Here is a 21,036-nt window from a genome sequence, read left to right as displayed (position 1 = left end):
TTTTATCTGAACTCGATCCTGTCAAGATAAATACCATGTTTTTCTCCGTATTCATCACCGACAGAGAGAGGAGATAAACGAATAGTATCAGTTGTATCAGCGATAAAGGAAAATTGAACAAGGATTTCTTCAAGGTTCTCCGGAGAATGCTCAAGCTCTTTACTTTTTTCAGAACCGATCCATTCAGGTATTTCCATTATTCCGGACGATGCGTATATAGAATCACGGAAATTACCATATGAAAGTTCTATTCCCGGCATCGGACCCGACTGCAGTGACCTCAAAGCAATAAATACTCTTATTGTGTCATCATGGTTATCTGGTATTGGCAGAACAACCGCATCTTCCGGATTCGACATAAGCAGCATCTTCTCCCTGGAGAAAAGCCAGAGTAGTCTGTCCTCTATATTGATACTTTCCGGGTAAATCGAACAATATGTTCGAAACTCCGACGGAATATCCTCTGCTTCCCATGCAATTCTGTTCTGACCGGAGACAAACGCCACAAGAAGTAATGGAATCCCGAGAATAATTGCTGAATGCCTGGTTCTTTTAATCAGTAGCCATACTGATAATCCTGTAAGAGCAAGCCATCCGGCGAAGATGGACAGATTGAATCTGACTGCATTGGGAATCCATTCGGAAACATTACTGTACTGTCCGCCCAGCAAGCTGACAAGAGCATCGGTCCCATCAGCACGGTTAAATCTAAGTACTGGATACACGAAGTATATCGCTGATATTCCAAGGGACATCCAAATAAGGAAATCTACCCTCCTGTCCTTGAGCATGCACCCCAGAGAAGCAAGCAATACCGGCATTAGCGGAAGCAGCATCCTTCCAGAGGGAGCAGGCATTCCAGCCCATGCGTTTGTTGACCAGAAAACGAGAGTGAACAAGTAAAGAATCGCCGGCAGACCAAGCCACAGAAACAGATCAGGAAAGTTTTTTCTCAGAAGAGGCAGTCCGGCAAGTCCCGCAATAATCCAGGGCGCTTTCCAGAGAATGCCTGATTCGATATCTACAAAAGATGAACATGCTGCCAGCAGGATTTCCGGAAACCTGTACACGGGTTGAATAATAACCGTTTTAAGGAATGCGATATTTCCGTATCTCACCCAGAATATATGACCATCCAGTACAATCAGATCTGCAAGAAGGCCAAGAATAACAAGACCGGCGATCGCGGCGGGAAACATGATTTTCTTCTTTCCTTCAGTACTGACAATAAGAGCAATAAGCAGTCCGGCGGACAAACCTACAAATCTGATTTTTATCATGACAAGAATGAAGGAAACGCATAGAATCCAGAATGTACGTTGTCGTGATTCTGCCATCCGGACACCAAAGAGGAAAAAGAGTAAAGCAACCCATCCTGGAAACACCATTCCGAGAATTGAACTTCCTGGAATCATCAGAATACCGAGCACGGAAAGGTATTTCCAGTTTTTCAATCCGTTCTTTCTGAAAATCCAGGATAGAATCAGAACCGCAATGAGCGTAAAAAGCAGGTTCATTCCCCTAACACCCGCAACAGAAAAAGGATATCCCGGAATCATCAGTAACGGATAGAATATCTGATGATGCGAAATTCTTTCGGATGGATCACCCGTTTGATGGTGCATATTCCCGAATTCACCCGCTCCGGGTGAGACGAAATCTTCTGTTATCGTTGCATAGTGCGGTTCATCACCTCCGAAAGGTATAAGGACTATGAGTGGAATTAAGGGAACCATTGATCGAAGAAGACCTGCCTTTTTTCTGGATACTGCAAGTAATCCCGGGAATATTCCCAATAGTCCGAAAGAGACAGCCAGAACCTCAATTACATGGCTGACAGCCCACAACATGGAAAGTGCCAGGAATACGGAGAGAAGCAGAGAGGATAATCCTGATGTCCTGCCCTTTCCGAAAACCAAACCGGTGATAAACCACGAGAGAGGAATTATCCTCCCAAGAGAACCAGGTGCCGGGATACCAAGAAGGCGCCAGACAATAAATATTGATATCGCTGCCGCAATATGGAAAAGCGCTCCGGATCTCTCATTAAGAAGTGATTTTATTGTGATTGCGACACCGTCCAGGCTTCCTGAATCCATATTACCGGATGGTTGAATGGCTGCCATTTTCGAGTAAGCTTAACAACAGCGGGAGAAGCGGCTTCTCGTAATATGAAAACATTGCTTCCAGGTAGTATCGGTTGGGTTTGCCCTCCGGTTTCGATTACTCCCAGTGCCGAAGAGTCTCTCACCCCTCCAGCAGATATTTCAATAAACAGATCAGCATTATCCATGTTTTCTGCTTCAAACATTACGACTGGATGGTTTAGATTCACGGAAACGGGGTTCGGCCAGACGATGGTGTCTTCAGAAAGGATCTCATCATTTACCAGTATTCCGTAAGTTGAAGCCATGGGAAGACCGCAAACAAGAAGACCTGTGATAAATCCTCCCGCAAGAGCAAGAAACCTCCGTTTCTCGCATTTGAAAAGCAAAGCGGGAAAACTCACAATGAAAAGGGGAAGTAATCCTGTTATAGAGCCTTCAATTAGAATAAGGGAGAAGGAAATGAAGAATGCGATTCTTGAAAGCAAGAAATCCGAACCGGCAATTCCAAACAAAGCTCCCGTCAAAACCAGGGCTGCTGCTGCGTTCGCGTCTCCTGTTACCAGCGAGATTCCCGCTGCGATGATGGAAACGAAGGTAATCCTGTTTTGTTTTTCTATCATCGAGATGCCTATGAAAAGCAGAGCCCACGATACCGTGAATCCGGAAATCCCTCTCAGAAGAAAAAGGGCTGCTGACGCAAACCCCATCGATAATAATCTTTCAGGACGTATAGCTGACATTGTCTATTTCTACCTTCTGTTTTCTTCTGTCGGGAACAAGGTACAGGTGAGTTGTTCCTTCATCGATAGCCGCTGTGAAACCCGTGTTTTCAGAAACACGTAGAAATCTACGAATAATAACACCGTTCACAGACCAGAGCGCGAGTGAACCTGAAATGTTACAGGGCCGGGCCGTGAATGTAAGAGAACCGATCCTTGAAGGTACCTGTATGCAGCCGAAACCGCAATCATCAATTCTTCCATCAAGCCACCCGGGACGCAGGGTTACATCGTTGTCTGTAGAATGAGCGTGAGCGTTATCAACAGGACGTTTCAGGGGCATACGCATTGGTCTTGGGGCAGTTATGTCCTGCAGAACTGATTCAGGCAGATTTATATGTTTCACTGGAAGCTTTTCTGCTTTATACACCGCTGAAATTCGCCAGAACCAGGGTTTTCGCTTAAGCAGAAGAGACAGTCTTATTTTCCATTCCATTTTTTTCCAGTATGCGGGAAGCTGACACATCTCACCACCAAGATACTTCCTTGCAAGATAGGCAGAAGACTCAAGCTCCCACCTGTCGGCAATTACTCTGCTGCTTGAAAAGCCCATCATATGTTCCGCTTCTATGGACTGCGCGAGAAGAAAAGTGTAACCGCCTCCTCTGAGTCTCATACATAGATCAGTGTCCTCGTAATACATAAATACACTTTCATCAAAACCACCTGCCTTCTGAAGCGCTTCCCTCCTGAAAAGGGATACAGCGGCGGTTACAGCGGGAACTTCAACGGTCCTCTCAGGCGGAAATGGTTTAAAGTGCATAAAATCAAAATCATACCCCCTGCCGTACTCTGTCATGGCAGCTCCAGCGCTGAGAGTTACAAGAGGCCATTGCCATAGTCGTATCAATGGCTGTATGGCTGCCACACCCTCATTCTTCTCCAGAATACCGAGCAGTTTTTCAACTGCGGAGACGGATATTCTGGCATCTGTATTCAGAAGAAGGATATATGGAGTTCTGCATACCTCAAAAGCCCTGTTATTACCGTAACCGAACCCGCCGTTTTCCCGATTGTTCAAAACGGTAACCCGGGGGAGAGTTTTCCTCAGGATTTCACACGTTTCATCTGTTGAAGAGTTATCTGAAATTACGATATCACATAACGGTTCAAGCGCATTCAGTGTTTCTGTCAGTTTGGGCAGCAGCGCTGATGAATTCCATGTAACGATAACAACCGTTATTTTTTTATTCAACCTGTTACCTTCCCGGTAATCGACTTTCCAGAATTCCCTGCATTAAAAAACGATACAACATATAGTTCTTTCCAGTCAATGCAACAATGACTGACAACCGCTATAACCGCTCTGCGGGATACACTTTCGCTTTGAGCAGGATAGGCAGAACCCCCATGTAAGATAATTGTGAAATATCCAGTTCTGCAATTATTACAAAAAGTAGCGGTATCATCTGCATTTCATTTGCTATATTTCAGGTCTGCTTCAACGCGTCTGTAAGTACCATGTTTCCGAATTGCGGATAAATCCAGTTTTCTTATGTTCTGGCAACAGTGCTTCATCGGGTTTCAGTCAGGAAAGGCGTTATGAGAATATCGGTTCTGGCAACGGATTCGGTTCCCAATATTGGAGGCATTGCTGATTATCTTAACGGCCTCATGTCCAGCACAGTCAATGAAATACAATGGAATCTCAAAACAACGGCACCTGGTTCACCGGAAGAAGATCACCTCCTTCCATATCCGGTTCATCACTTCTCTGTAAGCACCCGTAGACTTGGAGATCACTTCGGTGATGGATTTGCGCCTGTACGGAAACTTAACACCCTCAGATGGTTGAGATACAGGCGAAAAGAGGATTTCAATCTGGTGAAGAAGACTGTTGAGGAGGATAACCCTGATGCAATACTCTTTCCCCGCTGGACCGAGTCTTCCCACCCGTGGTTTCAGGCTTGCGTTGATATGGGAATTCAGTACATCATCATCGCTTTCGGCCTGGAAATAGTCATGCCGGTCTCAAGCAAAATGGAAACTGCAAGGAAAAGTGATTTTGCCAAAGCGGCATTAGTGTATGCAGACAGCCACTTTGTAGCTGATCTGGTCCGTATCCTTGCAGGGGAAGATACTCCGGTACTGGTGCTGAATCCGGGGGTAACTCCCGAAAAGATGGAGACCATCCCGGAGGAACTGGCCGCCAGTACAATTCAAGGAATCGGTCTGGAGGACAGATTCATCCTTGCTATGGGTCGACTGGTTCACAGAAAAGGGTTTGATCTTGCTGTAGAGGCTTTTGACAGGATAGCGGAGGACTGGCCGGAAGTTGATCTTGTCGTAGCGGGTGATGGTGATGACCGCAGAGAAGTCGAGGTTACGGTGGAGAATTCACGGAATAAAGACCGAATAAGAATGCTTGGACGAATCTCAGAACGGGAAAAACATGCTCTGTTTCAGAAGTGCGAGTTCTATGTAATGCCAAACAGACCGGTTGAAGAAGACATTGAGGGATTCGGCATCGTGTTCCTGGAAGCGAATTATTATGGGAAAGCGGTGATCGGGGGGAACAATGGGGGTGTGTGTGACGCGATTGAGCATGAAGAAACCGGTTTGCTGGTAGATATCCCTGATACGGTTGCCCTGGCTGAAGCAATGGAGCGGTTGCTGAAAGACAGGGATTTAGCTTCGGCATACGGTAGAACAGGAAGAGAACGTGTGCTGAATGATTTTCAGTGGAGTCATCTTTCGCAGATATTCCTGCGGGGTATCGACAAATATCTTCGTGGCTGATCCATTGGATGTTATATCAGCACTCCATGCAAACTGAAAGGTTACTGACGGGAATGAATGCCAGGCCTGATAGGATCAGTATCGGCTTATGGAGCAACCCGTGAAAGTCAGTGTCGTAACACCTGTTTACAACGCGGCTGAATTCGTCCGCAGGGCCGTGGAATCGGCACTTGCGCAGGAACAGACCGCGCAGGTTGTCCTGGTTGAGGACGGCTCAACCGATGAAAGTCTTGCTATCTGCAGTCAACTTGCGAGTGAATACCCACTGGTGGAACTGTTCAGACACAGGGATGGCTGCAATCACGGAGCAGGCTCTTCACGGAACCTGGGCATCCAGATGTCCGGAGCCCCATTCGTGGCTTTTCTGGATGCCGACGATTACTTCCTTCCCGGACGTTTCAGCACAGCTCAGGAGCTGCTTGAGTCAGATACGGGAATTGACGGGGTCTATGAGGCCATAGGAGTTCATTGTCAGGATGATGACTCCCGCAGGAAGTGGTCTGAAAAGGGGGATGGGGAACTCACCACGATGTTCCAGAGAATACCTCCCGAAAACCTGTTCGATGCGCTGATAGAGTATAACATGGGCAATTTCACTTTGGATGGTCTTGTTGTTAGAAAGTCGTCCTTCTGGAAGGAAGACCCGTTCATAAATGGATTAAGGCTGCACCAGGATACCGCCATGATCATTCAGCTGGCCCATTACGCAAAACTGGTGCCTGGTCGACTTACAGAGCCGGTTGCCGTGAGAGAGGTACATGCCGGTAACAGATCTCTATCAACATATAGAATCAACCGTACCAGGATGTGTTTGTGGGATATACTGTTCAGGTGGTCCAGGAGAGAAAACCTTCCAAAAAAGCGGATAGCGAATATTTTCCGAAACGCCCTCTACTTCAGGTTTCTTGCGAGTACGGGCAGGTGTTCAAACTACCGTCCAGATCCGGTTCTGTTGCCGGGCCTCCTGGGTCGAGTTGTATGCCACCCGCAGCTTTTCATTCTGGCGCTCAAAGAGCACCGCAGGCGTCGAGGAATATCATGCAGGACCGACAGCCATCAGATATGAACACGTCACGGGATAATCAGGATAACGCCACCGAGTCGATGATCACGGGCAGGAAAAACCGCAGTTCTCGTTACCTCCCCGTAATCGTACCCGGGAATGAATCCCGCCCCCTGATGATATGAATCACTTCAAGTATCTGCGTGATAATCGGATCAATATGATCAAGATTGGGCTTCCAGCCCTGGTCAGCCGAGGGACCCTGGCTATCTGGGGTGTAGTGACCATCTTCATAATCAGGTCACTCCCCCCGGAGGCATACGCGATATATGCAGTTGCAAAGAGCCTGGAGATGTTCGGAGTCCTCCTGGGGGGAGGATTCATTCAGCAGGCAATACTGAAACTTGCTTCAGAGGGCGATGGACTCAGGGAAAAACAGTTGGCCAATTCCGGTATTCTGATGGCCCTGTGTTTCGCGATCCTATCGGCTTTCCTTCTCATTGCGGGCGGCGGGATTATTGGCTCATTCTATGAACCCCTTGATCTATCGGGTATTCCCGTGCTTCTTGCCGGGGTGGTGGTCACCGGGACGCTGAACGGGCTGCCAAGGCTACTTCTGCTCACAAGACATCGCACCAAGGACGTAATGATCATTGATATTGTTAATTTCGTGGTGAAAAGCGGGATCATCGGCTTTCTGCTCCTCAACAACACACTTGAGACCGCACACCAGATATTCACGGCCATGATAATAGCTAACATAGTTGCCTTCTTTGTGAGCGCCTGGATCGCCAGACATCTTTTCTTCCCCTCCGCCGGTGTCAGAATGAACCGGATTGGTAGCGTAATGAGTTTTTCAGCTATCTTCCTGGGCGGGGCTACGGCCAACTTCATCTATACCAGAACCGATATATTGATGCTGGGTAAGATAGCTCCGAATGATGTTGCGGCTTATAGCGCCTCAAGATCCCTTTCCGGCCTGATCCAGGTGGTAATCGCGGCAGCCAATATGATTCTCCTTCCATACGTTTCGAAAATGTGGAGTCAGGGCAGGAAGAAGGAGGTTCTGTCACGGGTATGGAGTACTATCCTGCTGGCGGAGATACTCATATTTCCTGCTGTTCTCCTGTCAGTTTTCTTTCCCCGCCAGTTACTTGATTTCGTTTTCAGCGGGAAATACACCGGAAGCTGGAATGTCCTGCTTGTCCTTGGCGCCCTATCGATTGTGAGACCCCTGGGCAGCTTTTTTTCAACCGCATCATCCGCCGTTGGCAAACCACAGTACGCCCTGTTCAGTGTTATCATATCGTCTATCGTCAATGTAAGCCTGAACATCTATCTCATACCCAGATACGGCGGATTCGGCGCCGCTATCGCTACCGCTGCTGCCGTGATACTCGGCTCTGCCTGGATGGCTACGATTTCGATACGTTACATCAAAAAGGGTGCGCAATAACATCATTATAACCAGTACAGTCATCCCTGTTCGATTTTTTCAAACCATTTGAAGACAGCTTCTCTACAAGGCTGATGTGCTGGAAACGGAGTTGCATGAGTTATCGGTAAACCGATATCATCGAGGTGATGTACCCTGGTGCAGATTTGATAGTATGATAGTACAATCGATCTTAAAGAGGCCTGGATATCCGATCATCCCGGAGAAGAGACATGAGAAGACTCATCTACCTTGCACGCACTTTTCCCCCTGTATCCACGGGTTCCGCTCCAATGAATCTAAGGATCACCGCTCTTCTTGTGAGGAATGGATGGACCCCGATCGTTATAACACCTCATCCTTCTGGTGACCTGCCGCTGGATCCCTCACTTGAAGAACTCGTTGATCCCGGAGTGCGCATCGTAAGAAGCGGTAGGAAAAGAAATCGTTCCAGGACCGGTCCATCTGCATTGACTGCTGAATCCCGCGGCAGATCCAGCCTCAGGCAACTGCTGCGCAGTTTTGTTCTGACCATACTCCTTCAGCCGGACAGATACATCACATGGCTACCCCTCGCAGTGACCGCTTCCGTACGCGAGATACTTCGATCCGACGCCGAGCTGATTGTTACACTCGGGCCGCCGCACTCAGTGCATATAGCCGGATTGATATCCTCGCTTATCACAGGTCGGAAATGGGTGGCTCTCTTCGGGGATCTCTGGGCAAGGGATGGTCTCATCAACTGGAACGAACTCCCTCCCTCCCGACGATTCTGGTCAAAAACAATGGAAAGCATGGTTGTCAGGAACGCTGACGGTCTGGTGACGACAACCTGCGGTTCCTCGGACTACTTCAGGGTTGCCTATGGAACATCCTGCCCTCCAGTCGCAACTCTCTGGAACGGACTCACCAGAGGAGAGCTGGACAGGTTGTGGAAGGACTCACCTCAAATACCTCTGGAAAATGGACTTATCATCACTTATACCGGGTTTTTCATGGGCAACCAGAGTCCCGAGTACTTCCTGAGGGGCATGCGCATGTTTCTTGACAGGCATCCCGACAGAAGGGTCGTGCTTCGAATTGTGGGGGACCTCGGTAAATACTCCGACTTGCCGGAGGAGCTGCAGCTGGGTGAAAATGTGGAGATCACTGGTATTGTTCCGTTCCTGGAGGTTTCAGAATGGCAGTCGAACACGCATCTGCTCCTGCTTCTGCTGCCACCACAGCCGGGGAACGAACTGAAGAACCCTGCCAAGACAGTGGAATACCTGGTCGCCAGGAGACCTATCCTGTCAGTTGCTCCCGATGGTGATATGAAGAATCTACTGGAGAGACTCGGTGTGAGTTATAACGCGGATCATTCACCTGAAAGCGTATGCTCTGCTCTTGAGAAGGCGTACGAAGACATCGAGAACGGGAAACAAAGAATCCTGAATAACCCGGAGGATTTGACAGGAGAAATGGACATGGAAGCGGGGGTAAAGGCGCTGGCGAATTTTCTGGAACGAATCGCCTACAGCTGACCCTTTCTCTTCAGCCTTTCTTGAACGGTTTCAAAAACGCTTTTCGTAGTCGAGTCCCAGGACGGAAATCCGGAGGCAGTTTCTAATGCCGCCTGAGAAAGCCTCCTGCGGAGTGAATCATCCATGAACAGATCCCTCAGATACATGGAGGCCTTTTTCCAGTCTCCCGGCTCCACCAGCAGACCTGTAATTCCGTTGTCCACAAGATCGGGTATCGCTCCCGCTGTTGTAGAGATGACTGGAAGACCGAAAGCCATCGCCTCAGCGATAGCCATGCCATACCCCTCCCAATAGGACAACATCATGAAGACATCCGCGCTCCTGTATTCCTGCAGCAGGCTCATATGATCAAGTTTTCCGGTGAACCGTACCCTTGAATTGAGTCCCAGGTCCGAGACCTCTTTCCTCACGGTTCCCAAGTACTCCGAATCATCGTGCAATTCCCCGGCCACTGTCAGATTGGCACCTTCCAGACCGGATTCCTTCAGGGCCTTCACCATCTCCAGCACGCCCTTCCTTGGTTCTATTCCGCAAACTGTCAATATCTTCGTGGGCTCTCGCCTGATAGAAGGGGATTCCACGACCGGAACGCTCAGACCGGGCCGGGCTAGAACGATATCATCCGAGTCCCTTCCCATGGCTTCCAGTTTCCTGAAAGTATGGGAACTGTTGGCCACCAGGAGGTTGGCAGTCCTGACAACCCGTTCCTCGGAAATCCTATAGAGCAGTCTCCTGATCGGAGTTTTTTCCAGATGCTGCCGGAAATGATGGCAGATCATTACGGACAGTTTCCCGCTGTTCCTGAATTCCTCCAGGAGTCCCATGGTCAGAGTGCTGCTGCCCAGATCTGTTACGAGGATGTCGTAGCCGCAAGACGCCCTTCGGAGGCGAGGAGTAGCTGGATATTTGAATTTCTTCGCGAAGCCCGGCAGCGATTCCATGTCGAAATACTTTACTGTCCACCCCTCTGTCTCAAAGCGCTTTCCTATCATGTAGTCATAGAGTATACCGCCTGTGATCCTTTGCAGATCCGCGTTCTCCGATAGACTGACGTAACCAGGCATGAATACTGAAGGGTGCGATCCGTTCCGCTTAGTGTTCATTGTCCTTCCGATCTTAGGTTCACTCAAAAGCTGTACACATCCTTTCCTCGATGTAATATTTCATTCTCTCATTCACGATCTCTGTTAATTCTTCAAGACTGCCAGCTTTACGGAACAGAGAACGGTTTACTGTTTTGAAGCGACCATTGAAGGATTCCATCTCGGCGCTGTCCATTGCTGGGCAATTACTGAAGTGGCAAATAACAACATTACAATAAGATAAGCAACGGATAAGCACTTCATAATAACCCCTCCATCTGGCGGAACTTCTGCCATTCCCATCTGACAAAGTATTTAATGTATAACCTGATGCTGAAAAACGTCAAATTCACCCGACTTCTGCCGCTGAAAAATACCAACACCTCAAATGTCTCACCTGCAGAAGCCTGGAATTTGCAGTCTTGTTCTCCCAGACAACGGAATCTATTTTGCTCCGGATGAAGCAGAGCATCCAAATCAGTTTGATATAACAGCAATGCTTTGGTGGGAATTTCAGGAAACCGTATTTGGAAAAGTTGATGTTTCAGTCAGGCTGACTTAAAAAGTGACAGTGCTGCGGTAAATGAAATCGTTCTACTATTGATTTTTACTGTATGATATTATTGCAGTAAAAAAGCGGGGGGATTTCTCCCCCCGTTTCATTTCTCAGGAAGAATGTGGTTAGAACTTGACGGCTCGCGTGCTCTCTATGACATCGCCTGCTTTTAACCTTACGATGTACACTCCGGCCGCGAGCCTGCCGGTACTCCAGTTTACCGAATGATGACCCGCTGCGAGTTGATCGCTGAGCAGGTTGTCAACTACATGGCCGCTCATGTCGTATACGGAAATCTCAACTACTCCGGGGCTGCCGAGGTTAAACATCACTGTAGATACTGAAGAAACAGGGTTGCCGGTAATGGTGAGATTGCCGGTTGATGGAGAAACAGAGTATTCATAGTCACCGATGTTAGTGCTGATCAGTCCTCCGAGGTAATACATGTCACCGCAGGAATCCGGGTCATCGTCCCACTGGGGGTGTTCCTGCCCGCTAACAGCATAAGTATCCCAGGCTTTTGCCCTGTCGAAGGCTTCCCAGAAAGAAACCTTTCCATCTCCGTTCACGTCAGGATTGCCCGGAAGAGCTCCGCCGGGAACACTGGTAGCGGGAGGAGTTGAACCATGCATAGCGCCGGTCCAGTAATAAACGTACTCATCGTATTCAGGATAGGTTGCTCCCGCCCAGCTTGACTCGTATGCGTTGGCTGCAGACGCGAAAGAACTGGGATCGCCAGTGGTTCCTGCAATGGATTCCCCAAGAAAGCCGCCGGAGTAGCACTGTTCCATGACCACGTGGCATGACTCGAAAACAATTCCTTCGAGATATGTCTGGTAAGTGTCATCATTGAGCTGTTGTGAAGACCAGAGGTTCAAGTAGACTTCAGGCGGTGAGTTAGAGAGTTTTCCAGGGCCGCCATGATCGGTCGTGAAAATAAGTAAATGGTCGTCTGCACCAACCATTGCTGTAATATCACTGAAACCGCTGCTCACACCGGTCGAGGTGGCATCGTAGTTGATATCCGTATCACCATCGTCATCGAAATCGGGGTTGGAATTCAGCCCGCCCGACTGGTCAGGAGCCGGGTTCGTCCCGTCGGCGAAGCAGACAACGATATGATCATCCTGAAGAAGGTAATCGTGGGCGAGAACATTGTATATAAACTGAACATCGCCATAGTAGCGAATGTGATTTGAACCGCTGCTTGCTCCGCCCGAAATGATAAGCGCGTACATATGCCCGGCGTTTACCGATGTTGATTGTACATTTGGTATAAACCAGTTGATGAAATCTTCGTACTGGCCTTTTCCGTCAATCTGCGGAAGGCATGAATGGCTTACGGTCATGGATTCCAGCTCGTTTGGCGGAGAGGTCATCCTGATGATTTCCATTTCACCATTCAGACCGACGAACACCCATCGGCAAGGATGTTCCCAGTTGGCATATGCCATGTCGTCTATAAGAACAAGGTAACCATCAATGGGAACTGTTACTTCATCGTTCCATGCTTCAACGATTGAACCTTCAGTGACCATCCTGTCGAGCACCATTATAGACCTGCCGGTGATGTTTTCTTCAAGAATGTCGGTGTATACCAGATTCGCAGCCGAATTGGCATCTACGACAGCGTTGGCTGTGGCTAGAGCCGTGAGAAGAATGAGAATGGTGAAACTTGTTTTCATTATGCCTCCATAGTTGGTGAAAATACATCTTATGCTATTCTATTGAACTATTTTACTGCCGCATGGGAATTCAGTCAACAATACGGATTATACTAATAAAGCAGATTCTCGCATATTCCGCATTACCCGGATGAAGAAGATGGCGGTCACGCAGGCAGCCAGAAAATCCGCTGACGGGAATGCTGCCCAGACTCCTGTAAGGGGAGGCGATATTGCAAGGGGTAGAAGCAGCGCCAGTGGAATAAGGAAGAGGATCTGTCGTGATATGGAAAGAATGAATGCTATACCGGCTTTACCAAGGGACTGAAAGGTTCCTGCCGCTATCACCTGAAAACCCACAACAGGCATCATGAGAACAAGTATTCTAAGTATTCCCGCTCCGGAGGAGATAAGGTTCTCATCGTTGCTGAACAGGCCCAGCATGAAACGGGGGGCCAGTTGAAAAAGAAGCCAGTAGGCTCCTGTAAGAACAGTTGCTGAAATAAGTGCGTACTTCAGAGCTTTTTTCACCCGTTCGAAGTACCCTGCCCCATAGTTATATCCGACAACAGGCTGCAGCCCCTGGACCAGCCCAAAAAGTGGCATGAGGGCGAAAATCAGCATCCTGTTTGTCACACCGAGTACAGCAAGGTGCATTTCATGACCGTAATGCATGATTGTGTTGTTTACCACGATAGCCATGAGACTTCCTCCTGCTATCCTCGCGAAGGAAGACGAGCCTATCTGCATTATCTTCAGGGACTGATGGAGTTTGGGAATAAGATGCTTCCAGTCGAATTTCAGATGGCTCCTGCCTGTAAAGAAATACCTTGTAATCCAGACGAACGCGAAAAACTGGCCTGTAACTGTCGCGATTGCTGCGCCCCGTATTCCCATATTCAGGGCGAAGATGAAGATTGGATCCAGAATAATGTTTGTTCCCGCACCAACGAGCATACTTATCATAGCTACCCTGGCGTTGCCCTCTGATCTTGCGATATTGTTGGAACAGACGGTTACAGAGAAGAAAGTGCCACCGATAAATATTATGGAGAGGTAATCCCTGGCGTATGGGAGAATCCGGCTGCTGGCACCGAACAATTTAAGTACAGGATCAAGAAAAATCAGGCCGCAGAGAGAGATGCCAAGCCCGAGAAAAGCTACCAGAACGAATGAGCCGCCTGCAATTCTTCCGGCTTCTTCTTCGTTGCCTGCTCCCAGCAACCTGGATATTATGGATGCCGCTCCTATTCCTACTGTCTTACTAACCGCGAGCAGAAAAATCTGGATGGGTAAACAGACAGCAAGAGCCGCAAGCGCCAGGGTTCCTACTCCCTTGCCCACAAAGATGGTGTCCACAAGATTGTACATGGATTGGACCAGCATGCCTGTTATAGCGGGACCCGAAAGCCTTATCAGAAGCCTGCCAATGCTCTGGGTTCCCAGAAGACGGGTTCGATCCGCTGCGGATAGTACGTTCTTTTTCACGGCTGAATGTTCACCAGTACGAGGGCTGTTACAGTAAGGACTACTGCGATCCTTTCCCTTGTTTTAAGTTTTTCTTTGAAGAACAGCCAGCCCGCGATGCTTATCAATACGATTGTAGCAGCGCTGTAAATGGGGAATACAACCGCCGTTTTCAACCTGGAGAGGGACAGAATAAGGAAGAATGAAGCGAAGTAATTGGGTATGCCTACCGCGACACCTGTGAGAAAATGGGAGACATGAATCCCCTCTCTCTGTTTGAATGTCTTCCAGCCGCTTATGAAAAGCGCGGTGGTGAAAATGAAGAACAGAAAAAGGCTCTTCATTTCCAGAACTCCATACCTCTGATAAACTTTGTTGCTGAATTCCGACAATCCGACAATAAGAAAAAGTATCAGCAATACAGGTTGAAAACCCGCCATTATCCCGCCTGGATGAGTGAAATCAAAATTCGCAAGCAGAATGGAAACCATTGCAAGAAATATCCCGCCCCATTGTATTTCCGTTGGCAGTTCATTCCATAGAAAAACGGCAAGAACCATGGGGACAAGAACTCCCATTTTTGAAAAACTTCCGGCAAGGCTTACTCCGCTCTCTCTTACAGCTTTCTGGAGGTAGATGAACCCCAAAAAATATAGAACGCCCGAAGGAAGGCCGGTGATCAGAGCCCAGCCGGCGCTTCCGGCGGGACTGAACGTTCCTCCGTTCATTGCAGTGAGGAATTCAGCCGAAAAACTGCTCAGAGCCTGGGTAAAATATTCTTGAGGAAAATCATCCATCAGTACGAAGAAGAGGGATATCAGTGACGCGACAAGGTAATTGAAGCTTGTTACCGCGTAACGGTTCATGTTCCTGGTTTCACTTACCTTGAATATCAGAGCGATTGAAGTGCTGCAGACTACCGCCAGGGCAAGATAGAGCAGATTACACCTTCCGGATTATCTGCAGACCGAGAGAAGTCTGGTAAATACTGAACCGTCTGTTCCATTCACGTTGACTCGAAGCAGGTAAAGCCCTGCTGAGAGGGACGAGACATCCAGCTGCATAATTTCCGTGAACTCACCGGACGAGATATTCGAAACAAGTCTTCCCACAGTATCGTACACCTCGATCGAAACGCCTTCGTTGCCGTATGGCAGAAGTATCGAGGCGAGTTCTCCGCAGGGGTTCGGCCATAAGCGGATTTCATCAGTCTGGACAGTTGATCCATCCCCGCTGATTCCCGTTCCGGAAGGGCTGAAAAGGGCAGCGTCGAATGCGATGTACTGGCCGCCGGTTCCCGTGTAGTCGCCAAGCCTGAGGTAAGAATCGTAATTGAGACTGAAAGTACCCAGAGCAACCCATTCTCCACTGTACAATCCCTGGTCAAGGCTGATTTCTTCAATAACCGATGAAGTCTGCAGCTTGTACATCCCGGTTGCGGAAGCGTAGTTAGAGGGAATGTAAACGGATACGTCGTAATTACCTTCGGTTGGCAGAACCGGATGCCATTCAGCGATGCAGGTGTCGGGGAGGGCTCCTGTTGAATACGTCCACCATGCGTTGCCGTTGTAGCCGCTTCCAGTCAGGTGCCAGTAACGGCAGTTGGCGTACTTGTAGAAACCCCTGCTGCAGTCATCCACAAGAGTGTCCTGTTCAGAAGGTATCTGTGACTGGGCGTAGAAGAGCTGACTTACCCCTATCTGCACATGTCCATTATTGTAACCCGGCCAGTCGTAAAGGACATCTTTTCCATTGTAGTAATTGCCCCAGCCGCTTTCATTCGCGTCTCCGAAGGGATCGTTCACCACAATAGTGTGATTGGAGTAATACCCGTTGAGAAGGATAATATGACCGTAACCCAGAACATTGCTAGAACAGACCACAGGGTAGTTGCTGTTTATCTGGTCTGTAAGGGTTGACCACGAAGTACCCGCCCATGCGGAGCTTACTTCGTGCTGATTCAGAAAATCAACCATGTTGTTCCACCGGGCTCCTCCATCGGGGCAGATGAACCCGTGAGCACCGGGAACGTAGACATTATCGGGGTTCGGACCCAGTTCATCGTATGTATAGCCAAGGAAGGTGTATTCTACGGGAATGTAGTTGCCCCACAGGCTCCAGTGACCGGGGGAGGGATAAGAAACCCATATGGAATCGGGAGTAAGCATCATGTAGTACTGAACTGCCATCATGCATGAGGTAGGACCGCATGACCAGCTTCCGTTGAACCAGACGGGAGTGTCCCATCTCTGGTGCATATATGGAACATCGAAATGAGCGTCAGGATCGTCTGTACCGGAATCCATTTCTAGATCCGGTAAAGTGGGTGTGTCAATTCCATGAAGTTCACCATCATCGGAATCGGTCCATACGATTTCTCCGCTACTGAGCTGCAGGGGATACAGCGGTACGCCTTCAGAAACAAGGATATGTTCAGCACCGGTACGTGGATTGATACAGCAGACCCTTCCTGCCACAGGCTCCATTCCCTCGAATTCCAGGTACGAACACAGAATGGTTCCCTCATCGGTCAATGAAGGGAAGTAAACTTCCGAGTTTTCAAGGATTACGTTGCCCGAAGGGTCAAGAACGATGAATCCGAAGGGGGATTTTCCAGCCAGAAGCAAGTCCCCGGCTCCAGCGGTAATACTTGAAAAGGTTGTTTCCCTGCAGTCTGATACTTTCGAAAGGCTACCTGACAGGATATCGACCATCTCAAGGCCGCCGCCTTCGCCGGTGTAGAAGAGAGATCCTTTCGAACAGGTAACCCATGCGGGGAAGCCTCTTATGGACCAGCTGGTCAGTTCTTCACCCTGGTAATCGTATTCGAAGATCCTGTCTCTTTCAGCGATCAGAAATGTGCTGGGAGTACAGCGGAAAGGCCCACTGAAATATTCTCCCGAAAAGATTACAGTTCTCTTGCCCCCGTCAGTCACACAGATCACTCTTTGCAGTTCTCCCGCAGGACATTCCTTGAATAGAATTCCTTCATCTGTAAAGATAACATTACGCCCTGCTCCAGGTTGAAGGGAGAGAGTTTCAAGCTCTCCTTCGCTGCTGGCAAGGTGAAGTCCGGTACTCCGGCCATCTGTGAAAAACAGTCCATCCGGAGTATCTTGAATGGCTATGAAAACAGCAGCCGGGTCCGGAAGAACAGCGAGGGCAACAGCAATGATTACCGTGTACAAGGAAATCACTTCCTTCGTCCCACGGGAGCGATATATATCACATATTCGTCATCGCCATCGAATCCAAGCAGGAAATCCATTGCTTTCTGATCGTAGGCTCCTATGCCACAGGTGCCAAGACCGGCAGCTGTGCAGGCAAGATACAGGTTCTGGCAGAGATGTCCGGCGTCGATGGCTATTATTTTATGTGAAACGGGACCGTATCTCCACTCGGTTCTGTAAGGGATAACTGACCAGACGAACGTAACGGCGCATTTACCGCAGAAAGCCTGGCCCAGGCATCCGCTGATTACCTTACCCTGAGGTATCTGTTCTCCAAGATGGGCAATGGAATGATCAAGCGGAAGGTACCTGTACAGTCCCGGTTCAAGGCCTGTAACGTTATTTACAAGAAGATACGTCTCAAATGGATGACGAGCGCCCCCTGAGGGGACGGTTCTCAAGGTTGCTATCCCGCTTTTCAGTACCTTCTGAACACCCTGTGTAGACCAGAGGAGCCATGAGAGTTCCTCGAGGCTGACGGGAGCATCGGTGAATTCCCTTACGCTCCGCCTTGAATTAATAACTTTCCTGAGAGCTGCATCAGGAAAAATTCCCGATTCTGCCTCGGGAAGGGTTGTGACAGGAGTACTGTCATCCACCGGTTTCTGAACACGGGGATGTTCAGCCCCTTTTGCCTGATCGCTTTTGAAGTTCTCCAGGAGGTTCCAGTTGGCTTTCAGGAAATCTTTGCCGGACATGATTTGTCCCTTCTACCAGTTCAGAAGGTCCTCAGGACTGGTATGTACCAGCCAGGATGAAAATAACCCGCTTTCAGCAGATTCAGTTTTCCCGGCGAAGAACAGGTTTCCCTCAGAATTTATTGAAAGGCCGCTGCCTGTGTTCCAAAGACTGTCGCCTGCGTGTATCTCCCAGATGACGTTCTGCCAGGGATCAATTCTGTAAAGCACAGCATCGTACTTACCGCTGCCTGAAGACATGGTGTTTCCGAGAATGATGAACCCTCCGGTTTCCGGTTCAACAACATCCCATGCGGTGTCTATATTGCTTCCCTCAATTTCGAGGGTCCAGGTCTCCTCCCCGGATGAATTCGTCCTTACGAGCCATATGTCAGACTGGTAGCTGTTATTCTCCATTGTTGATCCTACAAGAAAAAACCCGCCTTCGATGGATTCTATCAGGGCTCTGGCAATCTCATGGCCTCCGTTATCGTAGGTTCTTGCGCTTCTTCCAATCCCATTTTCATCGGTGATAACGATGTAGAAATTGCCCTCGCATCCTCCGACCAGGGCAAAGCCGCCATCCCTCAGAGTAGTTACGGAATAAGCTATTTCAGAACCTGATGTTCCGAAAGCCCTGGACCAAAGAAGATTACCATTGAAATCATAAAGAACAAGCCAGGCGTCTTTCTGCCCGGCACCGGTGGATTTGGTATACCCCGTAGCGGCATAACAGCTGTCTCCCACCATGACTACATCGTATAGAACGTCATCGTTCGGATTTTCGAGATGGCTCCGCCAGACGATGTTACCGAAATAATCGAACTTCGCCAGTAACCCGTCGTAATTGGTTCCGGAGAAGATACTTCCGCATACTATGTATCCTCCGGGTACCTGTAGAACATCGTAACCTGCTGAGCCCAGGCTCAAGCCGGTAACTGTTTTCCACTGGAGAAGACCCTGAGATGTATATTTCGCCAGGAGAAGGGAAGTTATCTCCTCATCTTCAGATGCCAATTCTCCTACGCAGATAGCTCCGCCGTCATCTGTACAGTTAACTCCCCAGAATCGGCTGTTGAATTCGGTTAACAGATTTCTTTCCCAGATAATTTCCGGAGGGCCTGAAAATACGGGAAGTTCCGTAATGACGATAGTAAGAGCGATAACAAGAAGAGGGACAGTATTAAAGGAAGAAGCTTTTTCAGATGGAAACATGCGTTTGTCCTCCTCTCTTCGTTCGCTATATAGTCGATACTTTCTTGTAATATGTCAAGCCCACTCAAATATGTAACAACGATAAACTACACAGAAAAAGCTCTATACACAATTCTGTTATAAATATTTTTGATAAAGCAAGGTTTATCGTACTCGAAGAAAGGAATCACTTTCATACAACCACTGTCCTCAGCGTTGTAGGCTACTTGCCGCAGGAGTCATGGAGAGAGCGGTGATTGCAGAGCTTAAATGCCAAATCGCTCTGCGGGATAAACGCTCTGCATAACCAGAAAGGAAGATATTTAGACATCATCTCTGCGGGAAGAAATGATAACACAGGAATATCAGATTCCGGGGAATCGCCGATGAAGATGCATTCAGCGGGTTCAAGATCAAGCCTTTTGCTCACCAGATAAAATGCTTGAGGATCGGGCTTAGAATAAACCTCTTCTCCTGCGATAAGGATCTCATTAAAGAAATCGAATAACCCGGAAGCTTCGATCCTTTTCATTTGCATTTCTGGGTCATAGGCATTTGCAATTATGACAAGTTTTCCTTTGGTTGACCTTTACTCTGAATACTGGACATGCTCAGCTTTGGGGATCATCCTGAGCTAGTTTATCATGACCATGAACTCTAACTTAAAACAAAGTCTTGATACGCCCGAATGTGTACTGCTCCAAAGATAGAGGCGTCAATTCCACTTCATAAATGATATCAGTTATCTGATCTGATACCCAGAAGTTGTTTCCATCAAACACTAGAGCTACAGCGCGGAAACTGCCTGATATACCACTCAGATCATAAGTATCGACAATCGTACCAGTAGTTGTTACTTCAACAATAGACGCGTCACCTGCGGTAGCGAAATAAAGATTTGAACCATCATACGCCATATCTTCAGGTTCCCCATACGGAACAGTAAAAGAATTCAGAACCGAACCGCCTGTACTCATCTGGTAGATAGTATTATTACCTCGACATGACATCCAAAGGTTAGTTCCGTCCCAGGTCAGCCCCATGTTGTTTGTTCCGGGACAAATAAAAGTAGAAATAAACACACCTGAAGTTGTGTATTCAAATACTTCTCCTGGTTCTCCTGTATTCAGAATGAACATTCCCCACAGATTTGCTCCATTGAAAGTAGCACCAAGTGCGCTTAAACCGACGGGTTCACTCGGCTTGAACTGGCTCAATACTGTTCCTGAGGTATTGATCTCATAAAAACCATCGTATAATCCACCAAGAAGCCAGAGGTTTGTTCCATCCCAGGCAAGCCCGTTCGTAGCCGGATCAGGACTGTTGAAACTGGACAGAACGGTGACATCACCGGCTGTAAGCATGATTGGAAGGACAAGAATAGCTACAAGAACACTTTTCATCACAATCTCCTCCGGAATTAGCACTGAAACACGAACACAAAACAGCAATAAACAATACCGACTTTAATTATTTATTTCCAGTGGTTTGAATTATATCTTAAGCCCCATTGTTTTGAAGTCAATGGCGCTCCCACGGGGAATCGAACCCCGGTTTCCGGCGTGAGAGGCCAGCGTCC

15 protein-coding genes and 1 pseudogene are annotated in these 21,036 nt (G+C 48.3%); 4 read left to right on the top strand and 12 right to left on the bottom strand.

From position 1 onward, the window contains the following. Window positions 1-2: 2 nt before the first annotated feature. From K8S15_12330 to K8S15_12320, 3 genes are read right to left on the bottom strand one after another with little or no spacing between them, the layout of a single operon-like run. The gene (locus K8S15_12330) at window positions 3-2,126 is read right to left on the bottom strand and encodes a hypothetical protein (GenBank protein ID MCD4776822.1); all 2,124 of its coding nucleotides are present in this window, start codon (window positions 2,124-2,126) and stop codon (window positions 3-5) included. Beyond that, complete coding sequence (locus tag K8S15_12325; protein MCD4776821.1) at window positions 2,060-2,848, bottom strand: hypothetical protein; 789 nt, start codon at window positions 2,846-2,848, stop codon at window positions 2,060-2,062. The genes K8S15_12330 and K8S15_12325 overlap by 67 nt, the downstream gene beginning before the upstream one ends. Further along, window positions 2,829-4,082 (bottom strand): glycosyltransferase family 2 protein, encoded by a 1,254-nt coding sequence (locus K8S15_12320; protein ID MCD4776820.1) that lies wholly within the window; start codon window positions 4,080-4,082, stop codon window positions 2,829-2,831. Before K8S15_12320 ends, K8S15_12325 begins: the two co-directional genes overlap by 20 nt. 347 nt (window positions 4,083-4,429) lie before the next feature. Here K8S15_12320 and K8S15_12315 point away from each other — a divergent pair, with 347 nt between their 5' ends. The 4 genes from K8S15_12315 to K8S15_12300 all read left to right on the top strand — a co-directional run bounded on the left by K8S15_12315 (window position 4,430) and on the right by K8S15_12300 (window position 9,587). Further along, window positions 4,430-5,626: a glycosyltransferase family 4 protein gene (locus K8S15_12315; GenBank protein MCD4776819.1), complete on the top strand. Its 1,197-nt coding sequence runs from the start codon at window positions 4,430-4,432 to the stop codon at window positions 5,624-5,626. Window positions 5,627-5,726: 100 nt separating this feature from the next. Further along, window positions 5,727-6,692 (top strand): glycosyltransferase family 2 protein, encoded by a 966-nt coding sequence (locus K8S15_12310; protein MCD4776818.1) that lies wholly within the window; start codon window positions 5,727-5,729, stop codon window positions 6,690-6,692. Between the two features lie 157 nt (window positions 6,693-6,849). After that, the gene (locus K8S15_12305) at window positions 6,850-8,085 is read left to right on the top strand and encodes an oligosaccharide flippase family protein (protein MCD4776817.1); all 1,236 of its coding nucleotides are present in this window, start codon (window positions 6,850-6,852) and stop codon (window positions 8,083-8,085) included. Between the two features lie 212 nt (window positions 8,086-8,297). Then, entirely contained in the window at window positions 8,298-9,587 is a 1,290-nt protein-coding gene (locus K8S15_12300; protein ID MCD4776816.1) for a hypothetical protein, read from the top strand. Here K8S15_12300 and K8S15_12295 read toward each other — a convergent pair. The 9 genes and pseudogenes from K8S15_12295 to K8S15_12255 all read right to left on the bottom strand — a co-directional run bounded on the left by K8S15_12295 (window position 9,578) and on the right by K8S15_12255 (window position 20,860). Then, window positions 9,578-10,690 (bottom strand): glycosyltransferase family 4 protein, encoded by a 1,113-nt coding sequence (locus tag K8S15_12295; GenBank protein MCD4776815.1) that lies wholly within the window; start codon window positions 10,688-10,690, stop codon window positions 9,578-9,580. The two genes, K8S15_12300 and K8S15_12295, sit on opposite strands and share 10 nt — an antisense overlap. A 660-nt stretch (window positions 10,691-11,350) precedes the next feature. Continuing rightward, a complete protein-coding gene (locus K8S15_12290) occupies window positions 11,351-12,910 on the bottom strand; it encodes a T9SS type A sorting domain-containing protein (GenBank protein MCD4776814.1) in 1,560 nt (519 codons plus the stop codon). Between the two features lie 87 nt (window positions 12,911-12,997). After that, complete coding sequence (locus K8S15_12285; protein ID MCD4776813.1) at window positions 12,998-14,377, bottom strand: MATE family efflux transporter; 1,380 nt, start codon at window positions 14,375-14,377, stop codon at window positions 12,998-13,000. Next, window positions 14,374-15,222 carry a hypothetical protein gene (locus tag K8S15_12280; GenBank protein ID MCD4776812.1) on the bottom strand — a complete coding sequence of 283 codons (849 nt, stop codon included), beginning with the start codon at window positions 15,220-15,222 and terminating at the stop codon, window positions 14,374-14,376. The genes K8S15_12285 and K8S15_12280 overlap by 4 nt, the downstream gene beginning before the upstream one ends. A gap of 90 nt (window positions 15,223-15,312) precedes the next feature. Further along, a complete protein-coding gene (locus K8S15_12275; GenBank protein ID MCD4776811.1) occupies window positions 15,313-17,544 on the bottom strand; it encodes a C39 family peptidase in 2,232 nt (743 codons plus the stop codon). Window positions 17,545-17,549: 5 nt separating this feature from the next. Continuing rightward, window positions 17,550-18,284, bottom strand: a complete 735-nt coding sequence (locus tag K8S15_12270; protein ID MCD4776810.1) for a SagB/ThcOx family dehydrogenase — start codon at window positions 18,282-18,284, stop codon at window positions 17,550-17,552. 12 nt (window positions 18,285-18,296) lie between these two features. Then, the gene (locus K8S15_12265) at window positions 18,297-19,478 is read right to left on the bottom strand and encodes a hypothetical protein (protein MCD4776809.1); all 1,182 of its coding nucleotides are present in this window, start codon (window positions 19,476-19,478) and stop codon (window positions 18,297-18,299) included. Between the two features lie 202 nt (window positions 19,479-19,680). Next, a pseudogene (locus K8S15_12260) lies at window positions 19,681-20,031 on the bottom strand (HAD-IA family hydrolase). A gap of 88 nt (window positions 20,032-20,119) precedes the next feature. Beyond that, window positions 20,120-20,860, bottom strand: a complete 741-nt coding sequence (locus K8S15_12255) for a hypothetical protein (protein ID MCD4776808.1) — start codon at window positions 20,858-20,860, stop codon at window positions 20,120-20,122. Between the last annotated feature and the right edge of the window lie 176 nt (window positions 20,861-21,036).

It is taken from the genome of Candidatus Aegiribacteria sp. (assembly GCA_021108005.1).
Taxonomy (GTDB): domain Bacteria; phylum Fermentibacterota; class Fermentibacteria; order Fermentibacterales; family JCC-6; genus Aegiribacteria.
This window is presented reverse-complemented; position numbering and strand designations above follow the sequence as displayed.